At 69.5% G+C, this 23,722-nt stretch carries 22 protein-coding genes and 3 pseudogenes; 20 read left to right on the top strand and 5 right to left on the bottom strand.

The window, feature by feature from the left end:
* Positions 1-44: 44 nt before the first annotated feature.
* Positions 45-1,958, top strand: a complete 1,914-nt coding sequence (gene ftsH / locus OG905_RS12315; RefSeq protein ID WP_328667768.1) for an ATP-dependent zinc metalloprotease FtsH — start codon at positions 45-47, stop codon at positions 1,956-1,958.
* 588 nt (positions 1,959-2,546) lie between these two features.
* Here the strand turns inward: ftsH and OG905_RS12310 are convergent.
* Complete coding sequence (locus OG905_RS12310; RefSeq protein WP_328667766.1) at positions 2,547-3,386, bottom strand: methyltransferase domain-containing protein; 840 nt, start codon at positions 3,384-3,386, stop codon at positions 2,547-2,549.
* A gap of 210 nt (positions 3,387-3,596) precedes the next feature.
* Here OG905_RS12310 and proS point away from each other — a divergent pair, with 210 nt between their 5' ends.
* The 15 genes and pseudogenes from proS to OG905_RS12235 all read left to right on the top strand — a co-directional run.
* Positions 3,597-5,009 carry a proline--tRNA ligase gene (gene proS, locus OG905_RS12305; protein WP_328667765.1) on the top strand — a complete coding sequence of 471 codons (1,413 nt, stop codon included), beginning with the start codon at positions 3,597-3,599 and terminating at the stop codon, positions 5,007-5,009.
* Positions 5,010-5,235: 226 nt separating this feature from the next.
* Positions 5,236-5,829 (top strand): hypothetical protein, encoded by a 594-nt coding sequence (locus OG905_RS12300; RefSeq protein ID WP_266488818.1) that lies wholly within the window; start codon positions 5,236-5,238, stop codon positions 5,827-5,829.
* Positions 5,830-6,048: 219 nt separating this feature from the next.
* Positions 6,049-6,498, top strand: a complete 450-nt coding sequence (rpsP, locus tag OG905_RS12295) for a 30S ribosomal protein S16 (RefSeq protein WP_266488820.1) — start codon at positions 6,049-6,051, stop codon at positions 6,496-6,498.
* A 2-nt stretch (positions 6,499-6,500) separates the two neighbouring features.
* Positions 6,501-6,740, top strand: a complete 240-nt coding sequence (locus tag OG905_RS12290) for an RNA-binding protein (RefSeq protein ID WP_005311361.1) — start codon at positions 6,501-6,503, stop codon at positions 6,738-6,740.
* A gap of 79 nt (positions 6,741-6,819) precedes the next feature.
* On the top strand, positions 6,820-7,365 hold the full coding sequence (gene rimM, locus OG905_RS12285) for a ribosome maturation factor RimM (protein ID WP_328667764.1): 546 nt from the start codon (positions 6,820-6,822) through the stop codon (positions 7,363-7,365).
* The gene (trmD, locus tag OG905_RS12280) at positions 7,365-8,186 is read left to right on the top strand and encodes a tRNA (guanosine(37)-N1)-methyltransferase TrmD (protein ID WP_328667763.1); all 822 of its coding nucleotides are present in this window, start codon (positions 7,365-7,367) and stop codon (positions 8,184-8,186) included. The genes rimM and trmD overlap by 1 nt, the downstream gene beginning before the upstream one ends.
* Before the next feature lie 131 nt (positions 8,187-8,317).
* A complete protein-coding gene (gene rplS / locus OG905_RS12275; protein WP_266488825.1) occupies positions 8,318-8,668 on the top strand; it encodes a 50S ribosomal protein L19 in 351 nt (116 codons plus the stop codon).
* Positions 8,669-8,749: 81 nt separating this feature from the next.
* On the top strand, positions 8,750-9,553 hold the full coding sequence (lepB, locus tag OG905_RS12270; protein WP_328667762.1) for a signal peptidase I: 804 nt from the start codon (positions 8,750-8,752) through the stop codon (positions 9,551-9,553).
* Positions 9,546-10,617, top strand: a pseudogene (gene lepB / locus OG905_RS12265) (signal peptidase I); the annotation flags it as partial. The gene lepB (OG905_RS12270) and the pseudogene lepB (OG905_RS12265), both read left to right, overlap by 8 nt.
* Entirely contained in the window at positions 10,523-11,476 is a 954-nt protein-coding gene (gene lepB / locus OG905_RS12260; protein WP_443044068.1) for a signal peptidase I, read from the top strand. The pseudogene lepB (OG905_RS12265) and the gene lepB (OG905_RS12260), both read left to right, overlap by 95 nt.
* 72 nt (positions 11,477-11,548) lie before the next feature.
* The gene (lepB, locus tag OG905_RS12255; protein WP_328667760.1) at positions 11,549-12,310 is read left to right on the top strand and encodes a signal peptidase I; all 762 of its coding nucleotides are present in this window, start codon (positions 11,549-11,551) and stop codon (positions 12,308-12,310) included.
* Between the two features lie 22 nt (positions 12,311-12,332).
* Complete coding sequence (locus tag OG905_RS12250) at positions 12,333-12,839, top strand: NUDIX hydrolase (protein WP_328682190.1); 507 nt, start codon at positions 12,333-12,335, stop codon at positions 12,837-12,839.
* Between the two features lie 55 nt (positions 12,840-12,894).
* Entirely contained in the window at positions 12,895-13,203 is a 309-nt protein-coding gene (locus OG905_RS12245) for a DUF2469 domain-containing protein (protein ID WP_055510545.1), read from the top strand.
* A 131-nt stretch (positions 13,204-13,334) separates the two neighbouring features.
* Positions 13,335-13,697, top strand: coding sequence for a YraN family protein (locus tag OG905_RS12240; RefSeq protein WP_328667759.1), 363 nt, complete (start codon positions 13,335-13,337; stop codon positions 13,695-13,697).
* Positions 13,697-14,389 (top strand): annotated as a pseudogene (locus OG905_RS12235) (magnesium chelatase domain-containing protein); the annotation flags it as partial. The gene OG905_RS12240 and the pseudogene OG905_RS12235, both read left to right, overlap by 1 nt.
* 635 nt (positions 14,390-15,024) lie before the next feature.
* Here the strand turns inward: OG905_RS12235 and OG905_RS12230 are convergent.
* From OG905_RS12230 to OG905_RS12220, 3 genes are read right to left on the bottom strand one after another with little or no spacing between them, the layout of a single operon-like run.
* Positions 15,025-17,439 carry a hypothetical protein gene (locus OG905_RS12230; protein ID WP_328667758.1) on the bottom strand — a complete coding sequence of 805 codons (2,415 nt, stop codon included), beginning with the start codon at positions 17,437-17,439 and terminating at the stop codon, positions 15,025-15,027.
* Complete coding sequence (locus OG905_RS12225; RefSeq protein ID WP_328667757.1) at positions 17,439-17,774, bottom strand: helix-turn-helix domain-containing protein; 336 nt, start codon at positions 17,772-17,774, stop codon at positions 17,439-17,441. Before OG905_RS12225 ends, OG905_RS12230 begins: the two co-directional genes overlap by 1 nt.
* A 2-nt stretch (positions 17,775-17,776) precedes the next feature.
* Positions 17,777-18,880, bottom strand: coding sequence for a tyrosine-type recombinase/integrase (locus OG905_RS12220; RefSeq protein WP_328667756.1), 1,104 nt, complete (start codon positions 18,878-18,880; stop codon positions 17,777-17,779).
* A gap of 212 nt (positions 18,881-19,092) precedes the next feature.
* Between OG905_RS12220 and OG905_RS12215 the strand changes: the two genes are divergently transcribed.
* The 4 genes from OG905_RS12215 (at position 19,093) to OG905_RS12200 (ending at position 22,873) form a co-directional block, all read left to right on the top strand.
* Positions 19,093-19,971, top strand: a complete 879-nt coding sequence (locus tag OG905_RS12215) for an ATP-binding protein (RefSeq protein ID WP_443043928.1) — start codon at positions 19,093-19,095, stop codon at positions 19,969-19,971.
* Positions 19,971-21,158 (top strand): DNA-processing protein DprA, encoded by a 1,188-nt coding sequence (dprA, locus tag OG905_RS12210; protein WP_328667755.1) that lies wholly within the window; start codon positions 19,971-19,973, stop codon positions 21,156-21,158. The genes OG905_RS12215 and dprA overlap by 1 nt, the downstream gene beginning before the upstream one ends.
* Before the next feature lie 249 nt (positions 21,159-21,407).
* Positions 21,408-22,244, top strand: coding sequence for an RNA polymerase sigma factor WhiG (gene whiG / locus OG905_RS12205; RefSeq protein ID WP_266488838.1), 837 nt, complete (start codon positions 21,408-21,410; stop codon positions 22,242-22,244).
* 71 nt (positions 22,245-22,315) lie between these two features.
* Entirely contained in the window at positions 22,316-22,873 is a 558-nt protein-coding gene (locus OG905_RS12200; protein WP_328682188.1) for a TetR/AcrR family transcriptional regulator, read from the top strand.
* A 208-nt stretch (positions 22,874-23,081) separates the two neighbouring features.
* On the opposite strand, the pseudogene OG905_RS12195 reads toward OG905_RS12200, so the two are convergent.
* Positions 23,082-23,621: pseudogene (locus tag OG905_RS12195) on the bottom strand (M23 family metallopeptidase); the annotation flags it as partial.
* Positions 23,622-23,722 lie beyond the last annotated feature (101 nt).

Raw genomic sequence — 23,722 nt, 5'->3', positions numbered from 1 at the left:
CGGTCATGGGCACAGGGGCCGAGGCAGGGCGGAGGAGAACAGGCGTGGCCAACCCCGTACCCCCACGCGACCGGACGGACCAGCCGTGGCGCTCGGAAGGCGCGCCCCCACCGCCTCCGCCAAGGAAGAGGATGCCCGGCGGCTGGATCGGACTGATCCTCGCCGCGCTCGTCGTCTATCTGATCGCCAACCTTCTGCTGTCCTTCTTCAACGGCGTCGGCGAGCCCACCATCCCGTACACGGAGTTCAGCAAGCAGGTCGCGGCCGGCAATGTCTCGAAGATCCACTCCGAGGGCGACGCGATCCAGGGCCGGCTCAAGCAGAAGGCCCCGGCCCCCGACGGCGAGGGCGACTACACCGCGTTCAAGACCCAGCGTCCGGCCTTCGCCGACGACAAGCTGTGGGACGAGCTGAGCAGGCGGCAGGTCACCGTGACGGCCGAGCCGGTCGTCCAGGAGCGCAGCATTCCGGCCAATCTGCTGATCTCCCTCGCACCGATGGCGCTTCTCGTACTGCTGTGGGTGTTCATCGCCCGTCGCATGGGCGCCGCGCCGGGCGGCGGCGTGCTCGCCCCCAAGCCGCCGGCCGGACCGGTCGAACTCGAGCCGGGCAAACGCACCACGTTCGAGGACATCGCCGGGATCGACGAGGTCGAGGCAGAGCTCAACGACGTCGTCGACTTCCTCAAGAACCCGCAGGCGTACCGGAAGATGGGCGCCAGGATGCCCGGCGGCGTGCTGCTCGCGGGGCCGCCCGGGACCGGGAAGACGCTGCTCGCGCGGGCGGTGGCGGGGGAGGCGGGCGTGCCGTTCTTCTCGGCCTCGGCGTCGGAGTTCATCGAGATGATCGTCGGCGTCGGCGCGAGCCGGGTCCGTGAATTCTTCGCCGAGGCCCGCAAGGCGGCTCCCTCCGTCGTCTTCATCGACGAGATCGACACCATCGGGCGGACGCGCGGCGGCGGGGCGGGCCTGGGCGGTCACGACGAGCGCGAGCAGACGCTCAACCAGATCCTCAACGAAATGGACGGCTTCACCGGCTCGGAGGGCGTGGTCGTCATCGCCGCCACCAACCGGCCGGACGTGCTCGATCCCGCGTTGACCCGGCCAGGCCGCTTCGACCGGGTCGTCCAGGTCTCACCGCCGGACAGGGGCGGCCGGGAGGCGATCCTGGGGATCCACACGCGGGAGATCCCGCTCGCCGATGACGTCGACCTGGGCCGGATCGCCGGTGCGACACCGGGGATGACGGGCGCGGAACTCGCCAACCTCGCCAACGAGGCGGCGCTCCTCGCGGTCAAGCGCCAGGAGCCCGCGATTACCCAGTCCGACCTCTTCGCCGCACTGGAGAAGGTCCAGCTCGGCGCGGAACGCGCACTGGTGATGCCGGAGGAGGAACGCCGTCGCACCGCCTACCACGAGAGCGGCCACGCCCTGCTCGGCATGCTCCAGCCGGGCGCCGACCCGGTCCGCAAGGTGACCATCGTGCCGCGCGGCCAGGCGCTTGGCGTGACGATCTCCACCCCGGACGCCGACAGGTACGCGTACACGGAGGAGTATCTGCGCGGCCGCATCGTCGGCTCGCTGGGCGGCATGGCGGCCGAGCATGTCGTCTTCGACGTGATCACGACGGGCTCGGAAAGCGACCTCGAACAGGTCACCCAGCTGGCCCGGGGCATGGTCGGCCGCTGGGGCATGAGCCAGCGCGTCGGCAGGCTGACCGCGATCCCCGGGGATGCCCAGCAGCCGTACGGCCTCACGGCGGCGCCCGCGACGCTGGACGCGGTGGATCACGAGATGCGCCGCATCGTCGACGAGTGCTACGAGAGCGCCTGCCGCCAACTCCGTGAGAACCGCGACCGCCTGGACGCCCTGGCCGAGGCGGTCCTGACCCACGAGACACTCGACGAGGAATCGGCCTACCGCGCGGCGGGCATCGCACGCCTCACCAAGGACGCGTAGGCGGGCCGACGATCGGCCGTGGCGGCGCGAACTGCGCCGCGCGCTGTGCTGCCCTGCGAATGAGCCCCCGCCCCAAGCCGCGAACGGGTGTCACCGGGCGGCGCCTGCGCCGCGAAGCTGCCACCCTCGTGGGGCCGGGGCCAGCCCCCGATGGTCGGCTCTGCACCGCACATCCGCCCGCAGAGTGCCGGGCGAAGCTGCCGCCCGTGGGATTCCGGGGGCCTGCCCGGGTAGTGGGCCGTGTTGGCGCGAACCGGCCTGCAAGCTGCGCTACGCACGCGCCCGCACAGTGCGGTGCGACGCTGCCACCCGCCGGGCTCCGGGCCTACCCCCGACGGTCGGCCGTAGCGGCGCGAACCGGCGCGCGCCCAGCGGTGCGAAGCAACCGCTCCGTGGGGAGCAGGGGCCTGGCCCGGGCGTCGGGCCCGGGGCCGCACCGTGCGTCGCGCACGGGCCCCGCACCCCGCGGCGCGAAGCTGCCGCCCCCGTGGGGTCCGGGGCCTGCCCCGGTTGTGGGAAGGGGCGGGTAGGGGAAAGCCCCGCACAGCGGCCCACCCCACCCCGGCCACCCGAATCGCACCACCCCCGTCAGCGCGTCCGCGCAATCAGGTACCGGAACACATTCGGCATCCACACCGTCCCGTCCCGCCGCCGATGCGGATGCAGCGCCTCCGTAATCTCCTTCTCCACCTGCGACACATCCGTCGCCCGAACCGCCGCCCCGTAAAGCCCCGTCGACAGCAGCCCCCGCACCGCGCTCTCCATGTCCGCGTAGCCGAAGGGGCATGCCACCCGCCCCGAGCCGTCGGGCTTCAGGCCGGCCCGGGACGCGACGTCCTCCAGGTCGTCCCGACGGGCCGTGCGCCAGCCGCCCGTGCGCAGGGGGTCCGTCAGCCGTCCCGCCACCCGCAGGACGCCCGACGTGGCGCACCGCTCCGGCGGGCCCCAGCCGCTCAGGACAACCGCGCTGCCGCGTTCGGCAAGTTCCACGGCCGCCGTCAGCGCCGGAACGAGACCCTCAGAGTCACCCGCCATACAGCCGATCGGCTGAAACGCGGTGATCAGGTTGTACGCAGGCCGCGCCGGATCCGCCGCCGCTTCGCCTTCCACGAGTTCGACATCACGGCGCACACCCGGGTCCGGAGCCATCCGTTCCCGCGCCAGCGCCAGCCGTTCGCGGTCCGTGTCGCAGCCGGTCACGCTCGCACCGCGCGCTGATGCGATCAGCAGTGCCAGACCGGACCCGCAGCCGAGACCGAGCAGCCGCGTCCCCGGACCGACCTCCAGGCGCTCGTACACCGCCTCGTAGAGCGGCACCAGCATCCGTTCCTGGATCTCGGCCCAGTCCCGGGCCCGCGCGCACGCCTCCGCCGGGGACGGAGCCGCGGACGCCGCATGGGGTCGGTGCTGGACGAGAGTCGGTGTCATCAGAAAGCGCCCCAATCCGCCAAGAGGTCAGCCGAGCCCTGAAGGACAGCCCCCCGTGTGCGTACGCCTGCGCTCCCCCGTATGCCAGAGAACTCCGCATGCGTCCGCAAGTCCAGGGGTTGAATGGCAATGCTTGCGTGCCACCGGCGTGCGCCCCCAGGACGCAGGCCGATTCACGTTCGGCACCGGTGTCGCCGTACGATGCGCGCCATGGCAAAGGCACCCGTTCTCACGCCCCAGTCGGAAGACTTCCCACGCTGGTACCAGGACCTGATCAACAAGGCCGAGCTGGCGGACAACGGCCCGGTGCGCGGCACCATGGTCATCCGACCGTACGGATACGGCCTGTGGGAGCGGATGCAGCAGGAGATGGACGCCCGCATCAAGGACGCGGGCGCCCAGAACGCCTACTTCCCGCTCTTCATCCCACAGTCTTACCTGACTCGGGAAGCTGAGCACGTCGAGGGCTTCGCGCCAGAGCTCGCGGTCGTCACCCACGGGGGCGGCAAGGAGCTCGAGGAGCCCGTCGTCGTACGCCCCACCTCCGAGACGATCATCAACGACTACTTCTCGAAGTGGATCCAGAGCTACCGCGACCTGCCGCTCCTGATCAACCAGTGGGCCAACGTGGTCCGTTGGGAGATGCGTCCGCGCGTCTTCCTCCGTACGACGGAATTCCTCTGGCAGGAGGGCCACACCGCCCACGCCACCTACGAGGACGCCCGCGATTACGCCGCGTACATCCACAAGGAGGTCTACGCGGACTTCATGGTCAACGTCCTCGGCATCGACGTGGTGCTCGGCCGCAAGACGCCCAGGGAGCGCTTCGCCGGCGCCATCAACACCCTCACGCTCGAAGCCATGATGGGCGACGGCAAGGCCCTGCAGATGGGTACGAGCCATGAGCTCGGCACCAACTTCTCCAAGGCCTTCAACACCACGTATCTGTCGAAGGACGGCAAGCAGGAGCTCGCCTGGCAGACCTCCTGGGGCAGCTCCACCCGGATGGTCGGCGGCCTGATCATGTCGCACGGCGACGACAACGGGCTGCGCGTCCCGCCCCGACTCGCCGCCGTCCAGGTCGTCGTCATGGCCATCAAGGGCGACGAGGCGGTCGCCAAGGTCCGCGAGATCGGCGACCGGCTCAAGGCCGCGGGCCTGCGTGTACAGGTCGACGACCGCACCGACACCCCCTTCGGCCGCCGCGCGGTCGACTGGGAGCTCAAGGGCGTGCCGGTACGGATCGAGATCGGACCGCGGGACCTGGAGGCGGGCACCGCGATGCTGGCCCGCCGTATCCCGGGAGGCAAGGAGCCGGTGCGCCTCGACGCCCTGGCCGAGCTGCTGCCCGCGGTACTGGAGGAGGACCAGGCGCAGTTGCTGCGGGAGTCGCGGGAGCGCCGTGAGTCCCGTACGACCGAGGTGCGGACGATCGACGAGGCCGCCGAGGCCGCGGTCGCGGGCGGCTGGGCGCGAATCGCGTGGTCGACGCTGGGCCAGGACGGCGAGGCCCGGCTCGCCGAACAGGCGGTGTCGGTACGGTGTCTGGTAGCCGAGGACGGGTCGGTGCCGGAGGCCGACGACGCCCCCGGTACTGTCGCGATCGTGGCCCGCGCCTACTGAGGCTTGAGCTACCCGCAAGCGGGTAGCCGCCCCGGCGCGCGGAGCTTGCCTACGCGCTGGGGCGTACGCGTCGCTACGTACCACCTTGTTGTGAGCTGCGAGGCTTCTCCGCAGATCAGCGCACCCGCCCTCGTCAGGACGCATCAACGGCAACTGACGGGTACGTGCAAAATATTTGGGATGCCCCGGAATGGAACCCGCAAGGGCTTCGGCTCGTTATCACGACGTGAGCACGACACCACCTGTTCTCGCCGCAGAGCTGGCACAGGCGTGGGCCGATATTCAGCGGCACCACCCCGAGCTGCCGGATCTTGCCGCGCCAGAGTCCCTGATCGGAGAGTCCTCGTCCGCCTGTGGCGCCGAGCTCTCCTTCGAGCGACTGCTCCATGAGGCAGTCCATGGCATCGCCGCCGCCCGAGGTGTCCGCGACACCTCACGCGCCGGCCGCTATCACAACCGCCGATTCCTGGCGATCGCCGAGGAGATGGGCCTGGACCATGTCGACGAGCCGCATCCGAGCAGCGGCTTCTCTCTGGTCATGCTCAATCCCGAGGCGAAGAGGCGGTACCGACCCACGATCGAGAGACTTCAGCGCGCTCTCAAGGCGCACACGGTCGCGACGGCCTCCGACACCAAGCGCTCCTTCCGCGGGCCGGCCGCCCGGCACGGCTCGTCCGGCGGCGGTGTGCGCGTGAAGGCGGTCTGCGACTGCGGGCGCAATGTCCGGGTCGTTCCGTCCGTTCTCGCCCAGGCGCCCATTGTCTGCGGCGGCTGCGGCAAGCCCTTCCGGATCCCGGAAGTGGCCGCCGCGGCGAGCTGACCGCCACGCCCGCCGGGTCGGGCCGCCCGACGGGGGCGGTGCGACTCCGGTCGGGTGCGAGGCTGCCGCAGGTGTGTGGCACAATGGCTAGCTGTACTCGACAGCCGCACAGGAACCCTCTCGCCTCCGGCTGACGCGTCCATCGGGCACCCGAGTACCGCAACCCCACGTGGCATCTCGTTGTGCCCAACCACGTCAAGACCAGGAGACACCACTTCCGTGGCAGTCAAGATCAAGCTGAAGCGTCTGGGCAAGATCCGTTCGCCTCACTACCGCATCGTCGTTGCCGACTCCCGTACCCGCCGTGACGGCCGGGCCATCGAGGAGATCGGCCTGTACCACCCGGTGCAGAACCCCTCGCGCATCGAGGTCGACTCCGAGCGCGCGCAGTACTGGCTGTCCGTCGGCGCCCAGCCGACCGAGCCGGTCCTCGCCATCCTGAAGCTCACCGGTGACTGGCAGAAGCACAAGGGCCTGCCGGCCCCGGCGCCCCTGCTCGTCGCGGAGCCGAAGGACAAGCGCGCCGCGTTCGAGGCCTTCACCAAGGGCCTCGAGGGCGACGAGCCGAAGGGTGAGGCCATCACCCCGAAGGCGAAGAAGGCCGACAAGAAGGCGGACGAGGCCGAGGCTGCCTCGTCGGCGTCCGCCGCTGAGTCGACCGAGGCCTGAGCATGCTCGAGGAGGCTCTCGAGCACCTCGTGAAGGGCATCGTCGACAACCCGGACGACGTGCAGGTCGCCTCGCGCAACCTGCGCCGCGGGCGTGTGCTCGAGGTCCGGGTCCACCCCGACGACCTCGGTAAGGTGATCGGCCGCAACGGCCGCACCGCACGCGCCCTGCGCACCGTCGTGGGCGCCATCGGCGGCCGTGGCATCCGCGTCGACCTCGTCGACGTGGACCAGGTTCGCTGACACGTTGTTGAACACCGGCTCGGGCCGGGGAGGGCTTACGAGCCCGCCCCGGCCCGTAGTCGTATCGAAGGAGAAGCATGTGCAGCTGGTAGTCGCGCGGATCGGCCGCGCCCACGGCATCAAGGGCGAGGTCACCGTCGAGGTGCGTACGGACGAGCCGGAACTGCGGCTCGCCCCCGGCGCCGTGCTGGCCACCGACCCGGCCTCGGTGGGGCCGCTGACGATCGAGACCGGCCGGGTGCACAGCGGCAGGCTGCTGCTGCGCTTCGAGGGCGTACGGGACCGAAACGCGGCCGAGGCTCTGCGCAACACCCTGCTGATCGCGGACGTGGACCCACAAGAGCTGCCCGAGGAACCGGACGAGTACTACGACCACCAGCTGATGGACCTCGATGTCGTCCTCGCCGACGGCACCGAGATCGGCCGGATCACCGAGATCAGCCATCTGCCCTCGCAGGACCTTTTCATCGTCGAGCGGCCGGACGGCAGCGAGGTGATGATCCCCTTCGTCGGCGACATTGTGAGCGAGATCGACCTGGAGAAGCAGCGGGCCGTCATCACACCGCCGCCCGGGCTGATCGACGACAGTGAGGCCGAGATCGCGTCGTCGAGGGACGAGAACTGATGCGGCTCGACGTCGTCACGATCTTCCCCGAGTACCTCGAACCGCTGAACGTCTCGCTCGTCGGCAAGGCACGCGCGCGTGGACAGCTCGATGTCCATGTGCACGACCTGCGCCGGTGGACGTACGACCGGCACAACACCGTCGACGACACTCCGTACGGTGGCGGTCCCGGCATGGTCATGAAGACCGAGCCCTGGGGCGACGCCCTCGACGACGCGCTCGCGAGCGGCTACGAGGCGGGCGCGCACGGCCCGGTGATGGTCGTGCCCACCCCCAGCGGCCGCCCCTTCACCCAGGAACTCGCCGTCGAGTTCTCCGAGCGGCCGTGGCTGATCTTCACCCCCGCCCGCTACGAGGGCATCGACCGCCGGGTCATCGACGAGTACGCGACCCGGATACCGGTCTACGAGGTGTCCATCGGGGACTACGTCCTGGCCGGCGGCGAGGCTGCCGTCCTGGTGATCACCGAGGCCGTGGCCCGGCTGCTGCCGGGCGTCCTGGGCAATGCCGAGTCGCACCGGGACGACTCCTTCGCACCCGGCGCGATGGCCAATCTGCTCGAAGGCCCCGTGTACACCAAGCCGCCCGAGTGGCGAGGTCGCGCCATTCCGGACGTGCTGGTCAGCGGGCACCACGGGAAGATCGCACGCTGGCGGCGGGACGAGGCGCTACGGCGCACGGCCGCCAACAGGCCCGATCTGATTGAGCGTTGCGATCCCTCCGTCTTCGACAAGAAGGACCGCGAGATCCTGTCCATCCTGGGCTGGGCGCCGGAGCCCGGCGGCCGATTTTGGCGCAGGCCCGAGGCCGTGGAAGAATAGGCCGCTGCTGTGCGTCCGGTCGGCGCCCCTGCCACAGGGGGAACGACGCCCGCCCGACGTGGCCAGCACCCTGATTCTCATCTCGATCGTTCCGCTGATGACCTGTGGCATCGGCGAGGAAGCAGACCAACATGGCTCACCTGCTCGACAACGTCAACGCGGCTTCGCTGCGCAGCGACGTCCCCGCCTTCCGTCCCGGCGACACCGTGAACGTCCACGTGCGCGTCATCGAGGGCAACCGCTCGCGTATTCAGCAGTTCAAGGGCGTTGTCATCCGCCGCCAGGGCTCGGGCGTCAGCGAGACCTTCACGGTCCGCAAGGTCTCCTTCTCCGTCGGCGTCGAGCGCACCTTCCCGGTGCACAGCCCGATCTTCGAGAAGATCGAGCTCGTCACCCGCGGTGACGTCCGTCGCGCGAAGCTGTACTACCTCCGCGACCTGCGCGGCAAGGCCGCCAAGATCAAGGAGAAGCGCGACAACTGAGCCCCGGCTCGCCTCTCGCGCCTGAGCTTCGGCTCACACTCACGCCGGGTTCACATAGGGGCCGGATAGGCTCTGGCCCCGATGGACACCGAAGCGAAGCACACGGAGCGCGACCGCTCTTCCGCCCCCGACACCGGGGAAGAGGGAGAGGGGTCGCGCTCTGTGCGTTCATCGCGCTCCTCCGGGCACCTGGGTAAACGTCTCTCCGGGATGTCCTGGCGCAGGGCCGGGCTGCTCGGCCTCGCCTGCACCGTCGTTGTGCTGCTGTTCAGTCATTTCGTGGTGCAGCCGTTCCAGATCCCCAGCAGCTCGATGGAACCCACCCTTCAGGTCGGGGACCGGGTTCTGGTGAACAAGCTGGCGTACCGTTTCGGTTCGGGGCCCGAGCGCGGGGACGTCGTCGTCTTCGACGGCACCGGATCCTTCGTACAGGAGGGTCTGCAGGAGAACCCGGTCAGCGCGGCGACGCGGGGCGTGCTCGCGGCACTGGGGCTGGCCGAGCCCGCCGAGACCGACTTCGTGAAGCGCGTGGTCGGTGTGGGCGGTGACCGCGTGGTGTGTTGCGACAAGGGGGGAAGACTCGAGGTGAACGGCGTACCTGTCGACGAGGGGTATCTGTACCCCGGTGACGTCCCGTCAGAGCTCCCCTTCGACATCGTCGTCCCGCAGGGCACTCTGTGGGTCATGGGGGACCACCGGAGCAATTCGCGCGACTCCCGCGACCATTTGGGGGAGCCGGGCGGTGGCATGGTGCCCGTCGACAAGGTGATCGGACGGGCGGACTGGATCGGCTGGCCGGTCGGCCGCTGGACCTCGCTGGAGCCGTCGGGTGCCTTTGCGCGCGTCGGGGAGGCGGAACGAATGCCGGGCGGCGCCCATGGGTAACCGCGGGCGTCGAGCGAGCCACCGGGCCGACACCAGGCTGCCCACCGGGACCCGGCCGACGAACGGTTCCCGGACGCTGCCCGGCCGTGCGGAACGGCGCAGGCTCGCTCAGAAAGTGAAGCGCAAGCGCCGCCGTTCGGCCGTGAAGGAGATACCCCTCCTGATCACCGTGGCGCTGATGATCGCGCTGGTTCTCAAGACGTTCCTGGTGCAGGCCTTTGTGATCCCGTCGGGCTCGATGGAGCAGACGATACGGATCCAGGACCGCGTGCTCGTGGACAAGCTCACCCCCTGGTTCGGCTCGAAGCCCCAGCGCGGCGACGTCGTCGTCTTCAGGGACCCGGGTGGCTGGCTCCGGCAGGAGCAGAAGCCGAGGAAGGACGACCCGATCGTCGTCAAGCAGGTCAAACAGGGCCTGACCTTCATCGGACTGTTGCCCTCGGACGACGAGCAGGATCTGATCAAGCGCGTGGTCGCGGTCGGCGGGGACACCGTCAAGTGCTGCGACAAGGACGGGCGGGTCACCGTCAACGGCGTACCGCTCATCGAGCCGTACCTGAACCCCGGAAACGTTCCCTCGACACTGAAGTTCGAGGTCAAGGTGCCGGCCGGGCGGATCTTCGTCATGGGCGACCACCGGGCCAACTCGGCGGACTCGCGCTTCCATCTCGACGAGAAGGACCGCGGCACGGTCTCGGAGGACCAGGTCGTCGGACGTGCCGTGGTCATCGCCTGGCCGCTCGGGCACTGGCGGAAGCTGGAGGAGCCCGAGACGTACGCATCCGTGCCGAACGCGCGTGCCGGGTCGACATCTGCACTCGCCCCGTCGAATAGGGTGTCACCTCAGGATCTGAACGGAATGGTCCTGCTCCCGAGCCCTGCGGAACTCCCGCTCGTTATGGGAGTAGTGGGCCTGCTCCGGATCCGGGGCAGGCGGTTCGCACGGACTGAGGAGTGGATGTGGGGGACGTGGCGGTCGGCGCACGATCCGGGCACGAGGGGCCGGAGGAGAGGCCGGGGAAACCCGCCGAGTCACCCGCAGCCGTGACGGACGAATCGGCGGCGCGTACGCCGGGGACGGCGGGCGGCGTGGAAGACGAGAGCGTCCAGGACGCTGAGGGCGGATCCTCCGAGGGCAGTGGTACGGGACAGAAGAAGCAGCGATCCTTCTGGAAGGAACTGCCGCTCCTGATCGGTATCGCGCTGCTTCTCGCCCTGCTCATCAAGACCTTCCTGGTACAGGCGTTCTCGATCCCCTCGGACTCGATGCAGAACACCCTCCAGCGGGGCGACCGGGTGCTGGTCGACAAGCTCACCCCGTGGTTCGGCTCGGAGCCGGAGCGCGGCGAGGTCGTTGTCTTCCACGACCCGGGCGGCTGGCTGGACGGTGAGCCCACCCCCAAGGCGAACGCCGTGCAGAACTTCCTCAGCTTCATCGGCCTGATGCCGTCGTCCGAGGAGAAGGACCTGATCAAGCGGACGATCGCGGTCGCCGGCGACACCGTGGAGTGCAAGAAGGGCGGCCCGGTCAAGGTCAACGGCAAGGCGCTCGACGAGCCGTACATCTTCCCGGGCAGCACCGCCTGCGACGACCAGCCCTTCGGCCCCTTCAAGGTGCCGAAGGACCGGATCTGGGTGATGGGCGACAACCGCCAGAACTCCCGTGACTCCCGCTACCACATGGAAGACGTGAACGGCGGCTTCGTGCCGGTCGACAAGGTCGTGGGACGTGCCGTGGTGGTGGCCTGGCCGCTGGACCGCTGGGCGACGCTGCCGGTGCCCGAGACCTTCGACCAGCCGGGGATCAACTCCGCTGCCGCGGCTGCCGCCTCGGCCGCGCCCCTGGCGCTCGGCACGATCGGCGCCCTGCCGATCGTGCTCCTGCGCCGGAGGAGGCTGCCCTCCGGGCGTACCGCCGGGTAGGGTGCCGTCCCAGATCGCCGATCCCCGGGGCACGATGTCCGGGGACCGAATCTCCGAAGTGGGAGCGCTGGGATGAGCGGAACAGTACGTACGGACGACGGCCGCGGCCGGCTCGGCAATGCACTGTCGGGCCTGGCCGTGGCCGTCGGCTCTGTGCTCTTCCTCGGAGGCTTCATCTGGGGGGCCGTGGTCTACCAGCCGTACACCGTGCCGACCGATTCGATGACGCCGACCGTGCACGCCGGAGACCGGGTGCTTGCGGAGCGGATAGACGGCGACCAGGTGCGGCGCGGGGACATCGTGGTCTTCCGCGACAAGCAGTGGGGCGACATGCCGATGGTGAAGCGGGTGGTCGGCGTGGGCGGCGACACGATCGCCTGCTGCGGCGACGGCGGCAAGCTGACCGTCAACGGCAAGGCCATCGAGGAACCGTATCTGCGCACCAAGGGCCCCGCGTCGAACAAATTCACGGCTACCGTGCCCAAGGGGCAGCTGTTCCTGCTGGGAGACGAGCGCATGGGCTCGCTGGACTCCCGCGTACACCTTCAGGACCCTGGCCAGGGGTCGGTGCCGCGCTCGGCCGTGGAGGCACGGTTGGACGCCGTGGCATGGCCCCTGGACGGCGGCCTGCTGGAGCGGCCCGAGGGCTTCGCCGCGCTGCCGGGCGGGGTGTCCCGGCCGGGACCGGTGAAGCTGGTGGTCGGATCGGTGGCGATCGGGGCCGCGCTGATCGTGGCCGGGGGTCTGTACGGTCCCATCGCGCGCAGGCTGTCGGGGAGGCGGCGCGGCGCCGATCGCGGCGCCGGGCGCAGGAAGGCGACTGCCGGTGTCTGAGGAACCGGCGCACAGCGAGCCGGTGTCGGATGAGGAGCCGGCGCTCGGCGAGCTGCGGAAGGTGGCCCGGGTCGTCCTGCTCGATCCCGATGACCGCATTCTGCTGATGCAGGGGTACGAGCCGCACGATCCGGCCGACCGCTGGTGGTTCACGCCGGGCGGCGGTCTGGAGGGCGAGGAGACCCGGGAGGAGGCCGCGCTGCGCGAGCTGGCCGAGGAGACGGGGATCACAGAGGTCGAGCTGGGGCCGGTGCTGTGGCGGCGGACCTGCTCATTTCCGTTCGACGGACGCCGCTGGGACCAGGACGAGTGGTACTTCCTGGCGCGTACGGCACAGACGGCGACGGCCCCGGGCGGACTGACGGAGCTTGAGCGGCGCAGTGTCGGGGGTCTGAGGTGGTGGACCTCCGCCGAACTGTCGGCGGCCCGTGAGACGGTGTACCCGACCAGGCTCGCCGAGCTGCTGCGAACGCTGCTCGACGAGGGTCCTCCGAGTGCGCCGATTGTCCTGGCCCCCGAAATCGTCTAGGGGCCCGTGGGGCTGGCGCACAATAGGGGGACGCACGGCTGAAGGGGAACATGCCATGAGCGCCGAGGACCTCGAGAAGTACGAGACCGAGATGGAGCTGAAGCTCTACCGGGAGTACCGAGACGTCGTCGGGCTGTTCAAATATGTGATCGAGACCGAGCGTCGCTTCTACCTCACCAATGACTACGAGATGCAGGTGCACTCGGTACAGGGCGAGGTCTTCTTCGAAGTCTCGATGGCGGACGCGTGGGTCTGGGACATGTACCGACCGGCCAGGTTCGTCAAGCAGGTGCGGGTGCTCACGTTCAAGGACGTGAATATCGAAGAGCTCAACAAGAGCGATCTGGAACTGCCGAGCAGCTGAACTCCCGGTGAGTCCACTCCTACGTGAGTGCACTCCTGGGTGACTGAGTTATCCACAATCGACGGGCTGTCCACCAAGATCCACCAGTGGAAGCCCGACGCGTCACAGTCGGTGCCGGAGGTGGTGCCGATATGAACGCGACGGGGGCACTGGGGCGGTACGGCGAGGACCTGGCGGCGCGGCTGCTGGCCGAGGCCGGAATGACGGTTCTGGCGAGGAACTGGCGCTGCGGGCGGGCCGGTGAGATCGACATCGTGGCCCGGGACGGCGACACGGTGGTCGTCTGCGAGGTCAAGACCCGCAGGGCGGGCCCGTTCGAGCATCCGATGGCGGCGGTCACGCCGACGAAGGCGGAGCGGCTGAGACGGCTCGCCGAGTGCTGGCTGGAGCGCACCGGGGGGCCGCCGCCCGGTGGCGTGCGCATCGACCTGGTGGGTGTGGTGCTGCCCAGGCGCGGCGCGCCCACCATCGAGCACGCGCGGGGGGTGGCCTGATGGGGTTCGCACGTGCGTGTTCCGTGGCGCTGGTCGGCGTCGAGGGCGTGGTGGTCGAGGTCCAGGCGGACCTGGAGCCGGGCGTGGCCGCCTTCACGCTGGTGGGGCTGCCCGACAAGAGCCTGTCGGAGAGCCGGGACCGGGTGAGGGCAGCGGTGGTGAACTCCGGCGCGGAGTGGCCGCAGAAGAAGCTGACCGTAGGGCTCAGCCCGGCTTCCGTCCCCAAAGGTGGCAGCGGATTCGATCTGGCGGTGGCCTGCGCGGTGCTCGGTGCGGCGGAACGCATCGACGCCAAGGACATCGCCGATCTGGTCATGATCGGCGAACTCGGCCTGGACGGCAGGGTGAGACCGGTACGCGGAGTGCTGCCGGCCGTCCTCGCGGCTGCCGAGGCGGGCTACCGGCAGGTGGTCGTCCCGGAGCAGACCGCGGGGGAAGCCTCGCTGGTGCCGGGGGTTTCGGTGCTGGGCGTCCGCAGTCTGCGCCAGCTCATCGCCGTACTGACCAATGAACCGGTGCCCGAGGAGGAACCGGTCCCGGAAGGCAGCCCGGATCCCATGCTGGCCGGGCTAATGGTGCCGGGCACGGGGGTTGGCACGGGGCTGGCGAGGGAGCCCGGCGAAGGGCCGGACCTGGCCGATGTCGCCGGGCAGCGCGCGGCACGGACGGCGCTGGAGGTCGCGGCGGCCGGTATTGGTAGGGACGGATATCAGAACCTGCGCAATGGCGCCGCTTGGTGTTCCCGGGCCAGGAGATCTTCAGCCGATCTCGCCCAAGCAAACGGCGGGCCGTAGCCCGCCGTAGCTCTCTTCCTGTGGGAGCTAGGTGATCGCTCCGAAGCCGCTGGAGACCAGCTCAAGGACCTCTGCAGCGACCTTGATGCCGTAGTAGACCATGGCCGAGATCGCCGCCCCGGTGGGGGCATGACCGCGAATCCAGACACGCCATCCGCTGCGATGCGGCTCGGCCGGTCTCGGGCAGTGACATGACCCATGCGGGCACTTGCGCCCAGTGATACGTTCGAACATTGGGGACCCCTCTTGACAGGCGGGACTCCATTACTGGGGCAGGTGGCTTAGCCGAGCGACCTGCCCCTCTTGATTGCCCAATCGGGCGACCGATGCGTGCCCCTCACGCGGGGACTCACTCTTGACTCTACGAACTTGGACCGCTTTCGAACCGGTCAAAAACTGAAAATCACAGCTGCCTGCGAATGCTAGGTATGCAGGTAATTTGATCTAGCTTCCACTGGCGAGTGAGGTCGTGTTTCCGTGCAGTGGAAGGGTTTCAGTCTTGAGGGTAAACGGTAGTTCGGGGAGGTGTCCGATCAACGGCGCGCGACATTCGCCGCGTAGGCGCCGTACTGCCCTCCGGCTCGCCAGCGGTCCACGGACGTGATGCTGATGCCGAGGAGCCGGTTGATGACTGCTTCTGGCAGGTCTGAGCTGAGCTCGCGCATCGCTGAGTGCTGGTTCGGCCGCGCGTAGATGCCCAGGTCCTTGAGCCGGTCGAGGAGAGACGCGGAATTTCGGTGCTGGGCGGGAAAGCGACCGGGGAAGAGCCAGGGGCTCGGGTTGCCGCGACCAATGTGGGCGGAGGGACGGCGGGACTCGGCGAGTCGTCCCACGAGGATTCCCAGCTCTCCCGGAAGACAGACAGGCTCTCGGCCCAGGGCGAGATGGACCCCGGTGTCTGTGCGGATGACTTGATGACTGCGGATCTGGACGATGTTCGCGGCTGCCTGGGCGAAGAGCACGATCAACAAGCCTGCGACGCGGAGATCGAGCGCGATGGTGGTGTCGCCCATCAACCTATTCGCGATCTCGATGCGCTTCTCGTTGTCCAGGGGCGGGGTGGGGTTCATGCGTGCGGGCGGGGGGATCTCCAGGCCCGAGGCGTGATGGTGCTTGACCGCCCACTTCACGAAGGCGCGTGCGTGAACATGGACAGACCGGCCGTCCGAAAGCCACAGATCGATTTCGTGCTGGGTGCAGTTGCTCAGGTCCGTGCCGAGCGCACGGAGCCATGTGATCAGCCGAGCGGCCTCCTTGACCTGGACCCGAACGGTGTCGACCTGGTTGTAAGTGGCCATCTGACCTGCAAGCCGGTGCCGGAGCCGACTGAGCTGATCCCACTGGGTGAAGGCCTGGAGCAACTTGCGGTCGTCAGCATGTTCGACGCTGCTGCAGATCTCTTCGAGGGACCGGGTGAGACCGGTCATCTGTTCATCCCGCCGAGGCAGGGCGCCGGCCATCACCAGCACGTTCCGCAGGTGGTCCACCGCCGGACTCCTGCCGTGCTGGTCGAGCGTTGTGTGTTCGACGGGGAAGCCGTCGGTTCCGAGTTGAGCCAAGATCGCGGTGGCCTTCCTCCTCGGCGTCAGCCAGGTCAAGACGGCCTTCGGGTCATCAACGGTGGTCAGGGTGTCGAAGACCGTCTCAAGTCCGGGGCGGATGGTGTCGTCGGGGCCGTGGAGGAGTTCTTCAACTCGGCGGTGGACGGCGCAACGGGAGCAAAGTCCGCGGTGCCAAAGCACCGTGACTTCCTCGCAGTTCGAGCAGGTGCGCAAGGCGACAGGGCTCTTGCGGAAACAGGTCTGGCAGAGGTAGCCCTCGGGGATGCGGGCCCGCGGTCGGTGTGTCTTCCCGCAGTGGTGGCACTGATGTTTTTGCTGGTAGCAGCTTTCGCAGCGGGGTGTCGGCGTGCTGGCTCCGAGGCAGGGGCGACGTCGACCGCAGAGGGAACAGAGATCGACAGGGAGGCGGTAGCAGGCCTTGCAGAGGGTGCCGCCCGAAGTTCGTCGCCCGACGGCTCGGACGTTGTGGCAGCGGACGCACTCCTCGAAGTTCTTTGGATCGCGGGCGGTGCAGGAGCCGCAGCGTGCAGCCCCGCCTTCCGTGCGGGAGACCACGGTCCGGGTCTTTCCGCAGGTGGTGCAGGGTTCGGTCCGTTGTTCGGAGTCGTAGCAGCGGCGGCAGATCCGGATGCCGTTCTTTGCACGAAACAGCAGCGGCCGCGTGTGGGAGCACGATGGGCAGTCAGGGACCACGATGCCGCTGGCGCCGATCTTCTGGAGCTCGACGAGGAGTCGCATCAGGTGAGGTGTGCCATGGGCGCCTTCACCGGTGAGGAGGGCGGGCCGGTCCTCGATCTCCCAGGAGACCTTGAGCAGGGCATAGGACTGCTTGTTGGAGGCCCCGATCGCGGTTTGGAGTTGCTCGGCCGTCAGGCCGGGGGCAAGCGGTTGGACCTGGTCGACCAGGCGGCCCACGGGATCCTCTCCGTCGCCGGGGCGGCAACTGCGGCAGACGGGCCGCCCCTGCCGGTCCCGGCAGTTGACGTTGAGGGCGGAGCCGCAGCTGGAACAGGGCCGGGTGTTCGCCCGGAAGGACGTCTTGCAGGTCTGGCAGATGCGCTTGCCGTCCAGCCTCTCCGTGAGCATGGCCTCCTGGTTGCCGCAGATGGGGCACTGCGGGGCAACCAGCCGACGGGCGCCTGCGGCGATCAGGGCATGGATCAGCTGGTCGACGGCGACCGGCCCTTCAGCGCGGCCGCAGGTCAGTAGGCCGGGGTCGGATTCGAGGGCGCGGGCGAGACGTCGGCGTTTGGCCCGGGAGACGCAGGAGGTGGCCAGGGCATTGCGGATCACCGACTCCTGTAACCGTGGCTCGACTCCGCGGACGATGACCACGATGGCGTCCGCATCCTCCTGGCTGGAGGGCAACGGTGCGGGCGAAGTCATCAGGAATCCGCCCCTCGGATCCGGGCCCGCTTCGGACGGAAGCTGCCGACCCCTGCTTCGCTGACGGACTCGGCGCCGGCCGCCTTGCGCGGCCGTGCGGCCGCGCTGACCGGCTCGATGAGCTCATCCATCGTGCAGCCGAGGATGTCGAGCAGGGCCATGAGGACCTTCAGGCTCAGCCTCTCCGGCTTCTCGGTGACCAGCCGATAGACCTGGCTTGTGGACAGGTTGACCCCGCGTTCTGCGAGGTGAGGCTGAAGGGCAGTAGTGGAGAACATGCCCTGCGTGGCCATGAGCTCGCGCAGGTGCCACCGGTAGTCGAGTTTCGCGGGCATCGTCATCCCATCGGGGCGAGTGTCTGGTCCAGGTGCTGACGCATCATCGTGTTCATGAAGTCACCGCTGACCGATGTGTAGATCGCCAGCGTGGACTTGTAGCGGTGCCCGACCTGCTGCTGGACGAATGTCTCGTCGGCGCCGTCTTCGATCAGGTGGGTCACGTAGCTATGGCGGAGGCAGTGGGGGACGAGCGCTTCGTCGAGCCCGAGCTCGTTGCGGTAGTCGGCGAACCGGTCGTCGATCTCGCGCGGCCGGACGCGTCCGCCCCGCTCGGTCACCCAGAGAGCTGGGTGACCAGGGAAGCCAAAGCGTGGACGAATGTTGGTGACGTAGTCCTCGACGGCCTCGACTGCCCAGTCCATCAGCGACAGGACCTCCCGACGGCGGTAAGCCGAACCGCGGGAGCGCTTGCCGTAGCGGACCTGAAGACCGCCGTAGCGGCCGAACTCCGGGGCCTTCGGGTTGCGGTGCAAGTCCGACAGGTCCAGGCGTGATGCTTCTGTGCGGCGCAGACCCCAGGCGTAGATCACCTTGAAGAGGGTGGCGTCGCGGTAGGCGTGCAGTGCACCCTTGCGTCCCTTGCGGATGGCCTGGTCAACACGATCGTCGCAGTAGTCGAAGAAGGTCTGCAATTCGGTGCGGGTGAAGGGCCTCCGTTCCTCGTCTCCCTCGTAGTCCACCAGGTGGGCCAGCGTGTTCCACTCGTGGCAGATCTGCACTGGGTGTGTGCCGAAGCGGCGTTCGCACTCCTCCGCCCACCGATAGTGGGGGTTGATCAGGAAGTCGCAGAACAGCCTGATCGAGCCCTGGTAGTTGCGGACGGTCGAGGGCCTCCGGCGCAGCTCAGAGACCAAGTGGCTGGACCAGTCGTCCATGTGCGCGGCGTTCCAGTGCCACGGATATTCGCCTGCGAACTCCATGAAGTTCCGTACGCGGGCCTGACGGTCGGTCACGGTCTTGTGCTCAAGGTGCCGGCCGCCGCGCTGCTGTCGGTACCAGCCGTCCAGCATCGCCTCGAAGACCGCGTCTTCCGGATGCAGGAGCGTCACATCCGAAACGAGCTGTAGCCGGGCGGATCCCTCCGGCTCGAACTGGTCGGCCACACAGCCTCCTTACCGCGGACTGACCGAATCGTGCAGTCATTGCATGATCGTCGGCAAAGCGGCTGGTGACGGCCTTGGCGGTTTGTTCCTCGGTGCCCTAGCATCACCGCAGATCACGCAGGTGAGCCGCACGGCGCTCGTGCATCAGATGCAATTCCGCCCGGTTCGGCCACCATCTGCTGCTGCACGGACCGCCCGGCGCGGGCAAGACCATGCTGGCCGAGCGGCTGCCCGGGTTGCTGCCGCCGCTGACCAGACGGGAGTCCTTGGAGGTCACCGCCGTTCACTCGGTGGCGGGCATCCTGCAGCCGGGCGAGCCTTTGGTACGAACGGCTCCGTACTGCGCGCCGCACCATTCGGCGACGATGCAGTCGCTCGTCGGGGGAGGAAACGGCGTGCCGAGACCGGGAGCGGTCTCCCTCGCCCACAGGGGCGTGCTGTTCCTCGATGAGACGCCCGAGTTCTCGGGCAAGGCGCTCGATGCTTTGAGGCAGCCGCTGGAATCCGGGCATGTGGTGGTGGCGCGGAGCGCGGGAGTGGTGCGGTTGCCGGCCCGCTTCCTGATGGTCCTGGCGGCCAATCCATGCCCGTGTGGGCGGCACACCCTGCAGGGGGCGGGATGTGAGTGCCCGCCGTCGGTGATCCGGCGGTATCAGGCGCGGCTGTCCGGGCCCTTGCTCGACCGGGTCGATCTGCGGGTCGGGGTCGAGCCCGTCAACCGCGGAGACCTGATGTGCCAGGGCGGCCGGGGCGAGCCGTCGTCGGTCGTCGCGGTCCGGGTGCGGGAGGCCAGGGAGCGTGCCGCGGCCCGGCTGCAGGGCACGCCGTGGGCGGTCAACAGCGAGGTGCCGGGGCATGAGTTGCGTACGCGCTGGCTCGTCGCGCCCGGGGCGCTGGCCGCGGCCGAGCGGGACATGGAACGGGGACTGCTCACGGCGCGGGGCATCGACCGGGTGCTGCGGGTGGCGTGGACAATCGCGGACCTCGCGGGACGGGACCGGCCGCAGGCCTGCGACGTCGACCTTGCTCTGGAGCTGCGTACGGGCATCGCGCGCGGTGCGCCCATGCCCGTCGGCGCGGGAGGGCGGTGATGCCGGACGCGGGGGGAGAGCTCCGGGCGGTCGCCGGGGAGCGTGAGCGCTTCGCGCGGGCCGCGCTGACGCGGGTGATCGAGCCGGGGGACGAGCATGGCGGGCGATGGCTGCGCGAGTTCGGCGCCCAAGGGCTCATCGCGCGGCTGACCGCAGCTGAGCACGAGGAGGCAGGGCTGACCGGAGCCACGGCCAGGCGGCTCGCGGGCTACCGGATACGGGCTGCGGGGGCCGACCCCGACCGCGACCTGGCGGCGGTCGCCGCGGTCGGTGGCCGCTTCATCTGCCCGGGCGACCAGGAATGGCCGACCCAGCTCGACGACCTCGGTGACGCCAGACCGATCGGACTCTGGGTGCGGGGACGGGCCGACCTGCGGAAATGGGCACTGCGCTCGGTCGCCGTCGTCGGAGCCCGGGCCTGCACCCCGTACGGGGCGCACATGGCGGCCACCCTCGGCTCGGGGCTTGCCGAACGCGGCTGGGTCGTGGTGTCGGGGGCGGCCTACGGGGTCGACGGCTCGGCGCACCGGGGTGCACTCGCCGCGGGCGGGGCAACCGTCGCCGTACTCGCCTGCGGGGTCGATGTCGTCTATCCGCGCGGACATGCCGAATTGATCGGACGCATCGCCGAACAGGGGCTGGTCATCGGAGAGTTGCCGCCCGGCGACCATCCCACGCCCAGCAGATTCGTCCTGCGCAACCGGGTCATCGCAGCCCTCACCAGGGGCACCGTGGTCGTCGAGGCCGAATACCGCAGCGGTTCGCTGGTCACCGCGCGCAGCGCACAGAAGCTCGGTCGCTACACGATGGGAGTCCCGGGGCCGGCCACCAGCGGGCTCTCCGCGGGCGTGCACGAACTCCTGCGCGGGGAGGGTGTGCTGGTCACCGATGCCGCCGAAGTGGCCGAGCTGGTCGGGGACATCGGTGATCTTGCCCCTGACCGGCGGGGGCCGGTGCTCCCGAGGGATCTGCTGGATCCCGTCAGCGCGCGGGTTCTTGAGGCCATGCCGGCGCGCGGCGCGGTCGACGGCGGCCGGCTGGCGCGGGCTGCCGGGACGACGACCGACGAGACGCTCGGCAGGCTGTACGAACTGCACTCGCTGGGGTTCGTCGAACGGCACGGAGACGGCTGGCACTTGACGCGCAGCGCGATCCGCGGTTCGAACGCGCGGCGAGGCGGTCCTTGACCTGGAGCATTCGGGTGAAAAGGTGATGCCGATGAGCTTTGCAGGCCTGTCGGCGAGATCTGAGAGCCCGGCGCGCGCGGTGGCCGCCCCGGTTCGAAGGTGTGGGCGACAGCAGATACCCGCACAGGTTCGTTCCCTCCTCCTTCGCCCACCGCAACGCCGCAGTCACGCTACGCTCACCAAGGTTCCGGCCCAGACGCTCGTCCCCCTCCCCCTCCCCCCTCACAGCAGAACGGCTCAAGGCAACGCATGCCCCAGCACACCTCCGGGTCTGACCGCGCGGCAGTGCCCCCCGCTGCCCGTGGCACCGTGCGGCCCCCCGCTCCTTCGTCGCTCGACGAGTTGTGGCGGTCGTACAAGGCCACGGGTGACGAGCGGCTGCGCGAGCAGTTGATCCTGCACTACTCACCTCTGGTGAAGTACGTCGCGGGACGGGTGAGCGTGGGGCTGCCGTCCAATGTTGAACAAGCGGATTTCGTCTCCTCCGGAGTCTTCGGACTCATCGATGCCATCGAGAAGTTCGACATCGACCGGTCGATCAAGTTCGAGACGTACGCGATCACCCGGATCCGTGGCGCGATGATCGACGAGCTGCGGGCCCTGGACTGGATTCCGCGCTCCGTACGGCAGAAGGCCAGGGCCGTGGAGCGGGCCTACGGCACGCTTGAGGCGCAGCTGCGGCGTACGCCGACGGAGTGCGAGGTCGCTGCCGAGATGGGGATCGCGGTGGACGAACTGCACGCGGTTTTCAGCCAGTTGTCGCTCGCGAACGTCGTGGCGCTGGAGGAGCTGCTGCATGTGGGCGGCGAGGGCGGCGACCGGCTCAGCCTGATGGACACCCTTGAGGACACGGCCGCCGACAACCCGGTCGAGGTGGCCGAGGACCGGGAGTTGCGCCGGCTGCTCGCCCGCGCGATCAACACCCTGCCCGAGCGCGAGAAGACCGTCGTCACCCTCTACTACTACGAGGGCCTCACCCTCGCCGAGATCGGCAATGTCCTCGGTGTCACCGAGAGCCGGGTCAGCCAGATCCACACGAAGTCGGTCCTGCAACTGCGCGCGAAGCTGGCCGACGTCGGGCGCTGACGCCGAATCGTCCCTGCCTCATCCGTCGGCATCCGTACAGTGGAGGCGTGCCCAGGATTCGAGCGGCCTCCGTGGCCGAGCACCGGACCATGCAGCGCGGCGCCCTGCTGGACGCCGCGCGCTCCTTGCTGTCCGAGGGCGGCACGGAGGCGCTGACCTTCCCCGCCCTCGCCGAGCGCACGGGCCTGGCCAGGTCCTCCGTCTATGAGTACTTCCGCTCTCGGGCCGCGGTCGTCGAAGAGCTGTGCGCGGTCGACTTCCCCGTCTGGGCGGCGGAGGTCGAGACCGCGATGCAGCAGGCGGACACGGCGGATGGCAAGGTCGAGGCGTACGTACGCAAGCAGCTGGACCTCGTGGGCGACCGGCGTCACCGGGCGGTTGTCGCGATCTCCGCGAGCGAGTTGGACGCCGGGGCACGGGAGAAGATCCGTGCCGCGCACGGCGGGCTGATCGCGATGATCGTCGAGGCGCTGGGCGAGCTGGGGCAGGAGCAGCCCCGGCTGGCGGCGATGCTGCTGCAGGGTGTCGTGGACGCAGCGGTGCGCCGTATCGAGGTCGGTGCGGCTGAGGACCCGGAGGCGATCGCCGACGCGGCCGTGGCGATGGCCCTGCGAGGCGTACGGGGCTGAGCCGGCGCGGGCCTGTTTCCGGCCACGGGCCTCGCGCACCCGGCCCGCACGGACCTGTCGCCCGGCCATGCCGCAGCACCCACCGGGACACCGCGGCCGTGACCGCGAGCATCACAGCGTGCAGCGCCCCGCCGGCCCCTGCCAGAACCGGCGCTGGCACCGGCGCGCGCACCGGAGGGACATCCGCAGCAGCGGTCGACTCCAGAGCAGGGACGCCGAACACCGGCAGCAGCCGGGACGGGGGACGGCGCAGCAGCCAGGGCGGCAGCAGGGACAGCGGATCCAGATACTCCCTCCCGCGCAGCAGCCCCCAGTGCAGGCACCCCGAAGCGCAGTGCGACGGCCCCGCCTCCATGGTCGCCACCACCTGGCCGGCGCTCACCTCCGCGCCCTCGGGCAGCAGCGGGCGCACCGGTTCATAGGTCGTGCGCAGCGGCGGGTCACCCGTACCGGTGAGGGTCACGGACAGCACGCCGCGGCCCGCGACCCGGCCCGCGAACGAGACCCGGCCGGGCGCGGCCGCCCGCACCTCTGTGCCGGGCGGCGCGGCCAGATCCACCCCGCGGTGCCCAGCCCCGTACGCCGAGGCCGGCGGTTCCCACCCGCGCACGACGATGGGGCGTGGCGGACCCAGCGGCCAGCTCCGGCCGCCGGAATCGTCGGCCCGAGCCGGGCCGGTGCCCGCCCAGGCCAGGGAAAGCACCTGAACGAGCAGGACGAGCAGACTGCGAAACAGGGCGCGGTTCATGGCACAGACCGTCCCGCGAATCCCGCCACCGAGTGGATCATGGTCCCGATCTGTGGAGTACCGACCGGTTGTGGACAGCGCCGTCACCCGGCACTGCGCGG

The sequence above is a fragment of the Streptomyces sp. NBC_00322 genome, from assembly GCF_036147535.1.
Classification (GTDB): Bacteria; Actinomycetota; Actinomycetes; order Streptomycetales; family Streptomycetaceae; genus Streptomyces.
This window is presented reverse-complemented; position numbering and strand designations above follow the sequence as displayed.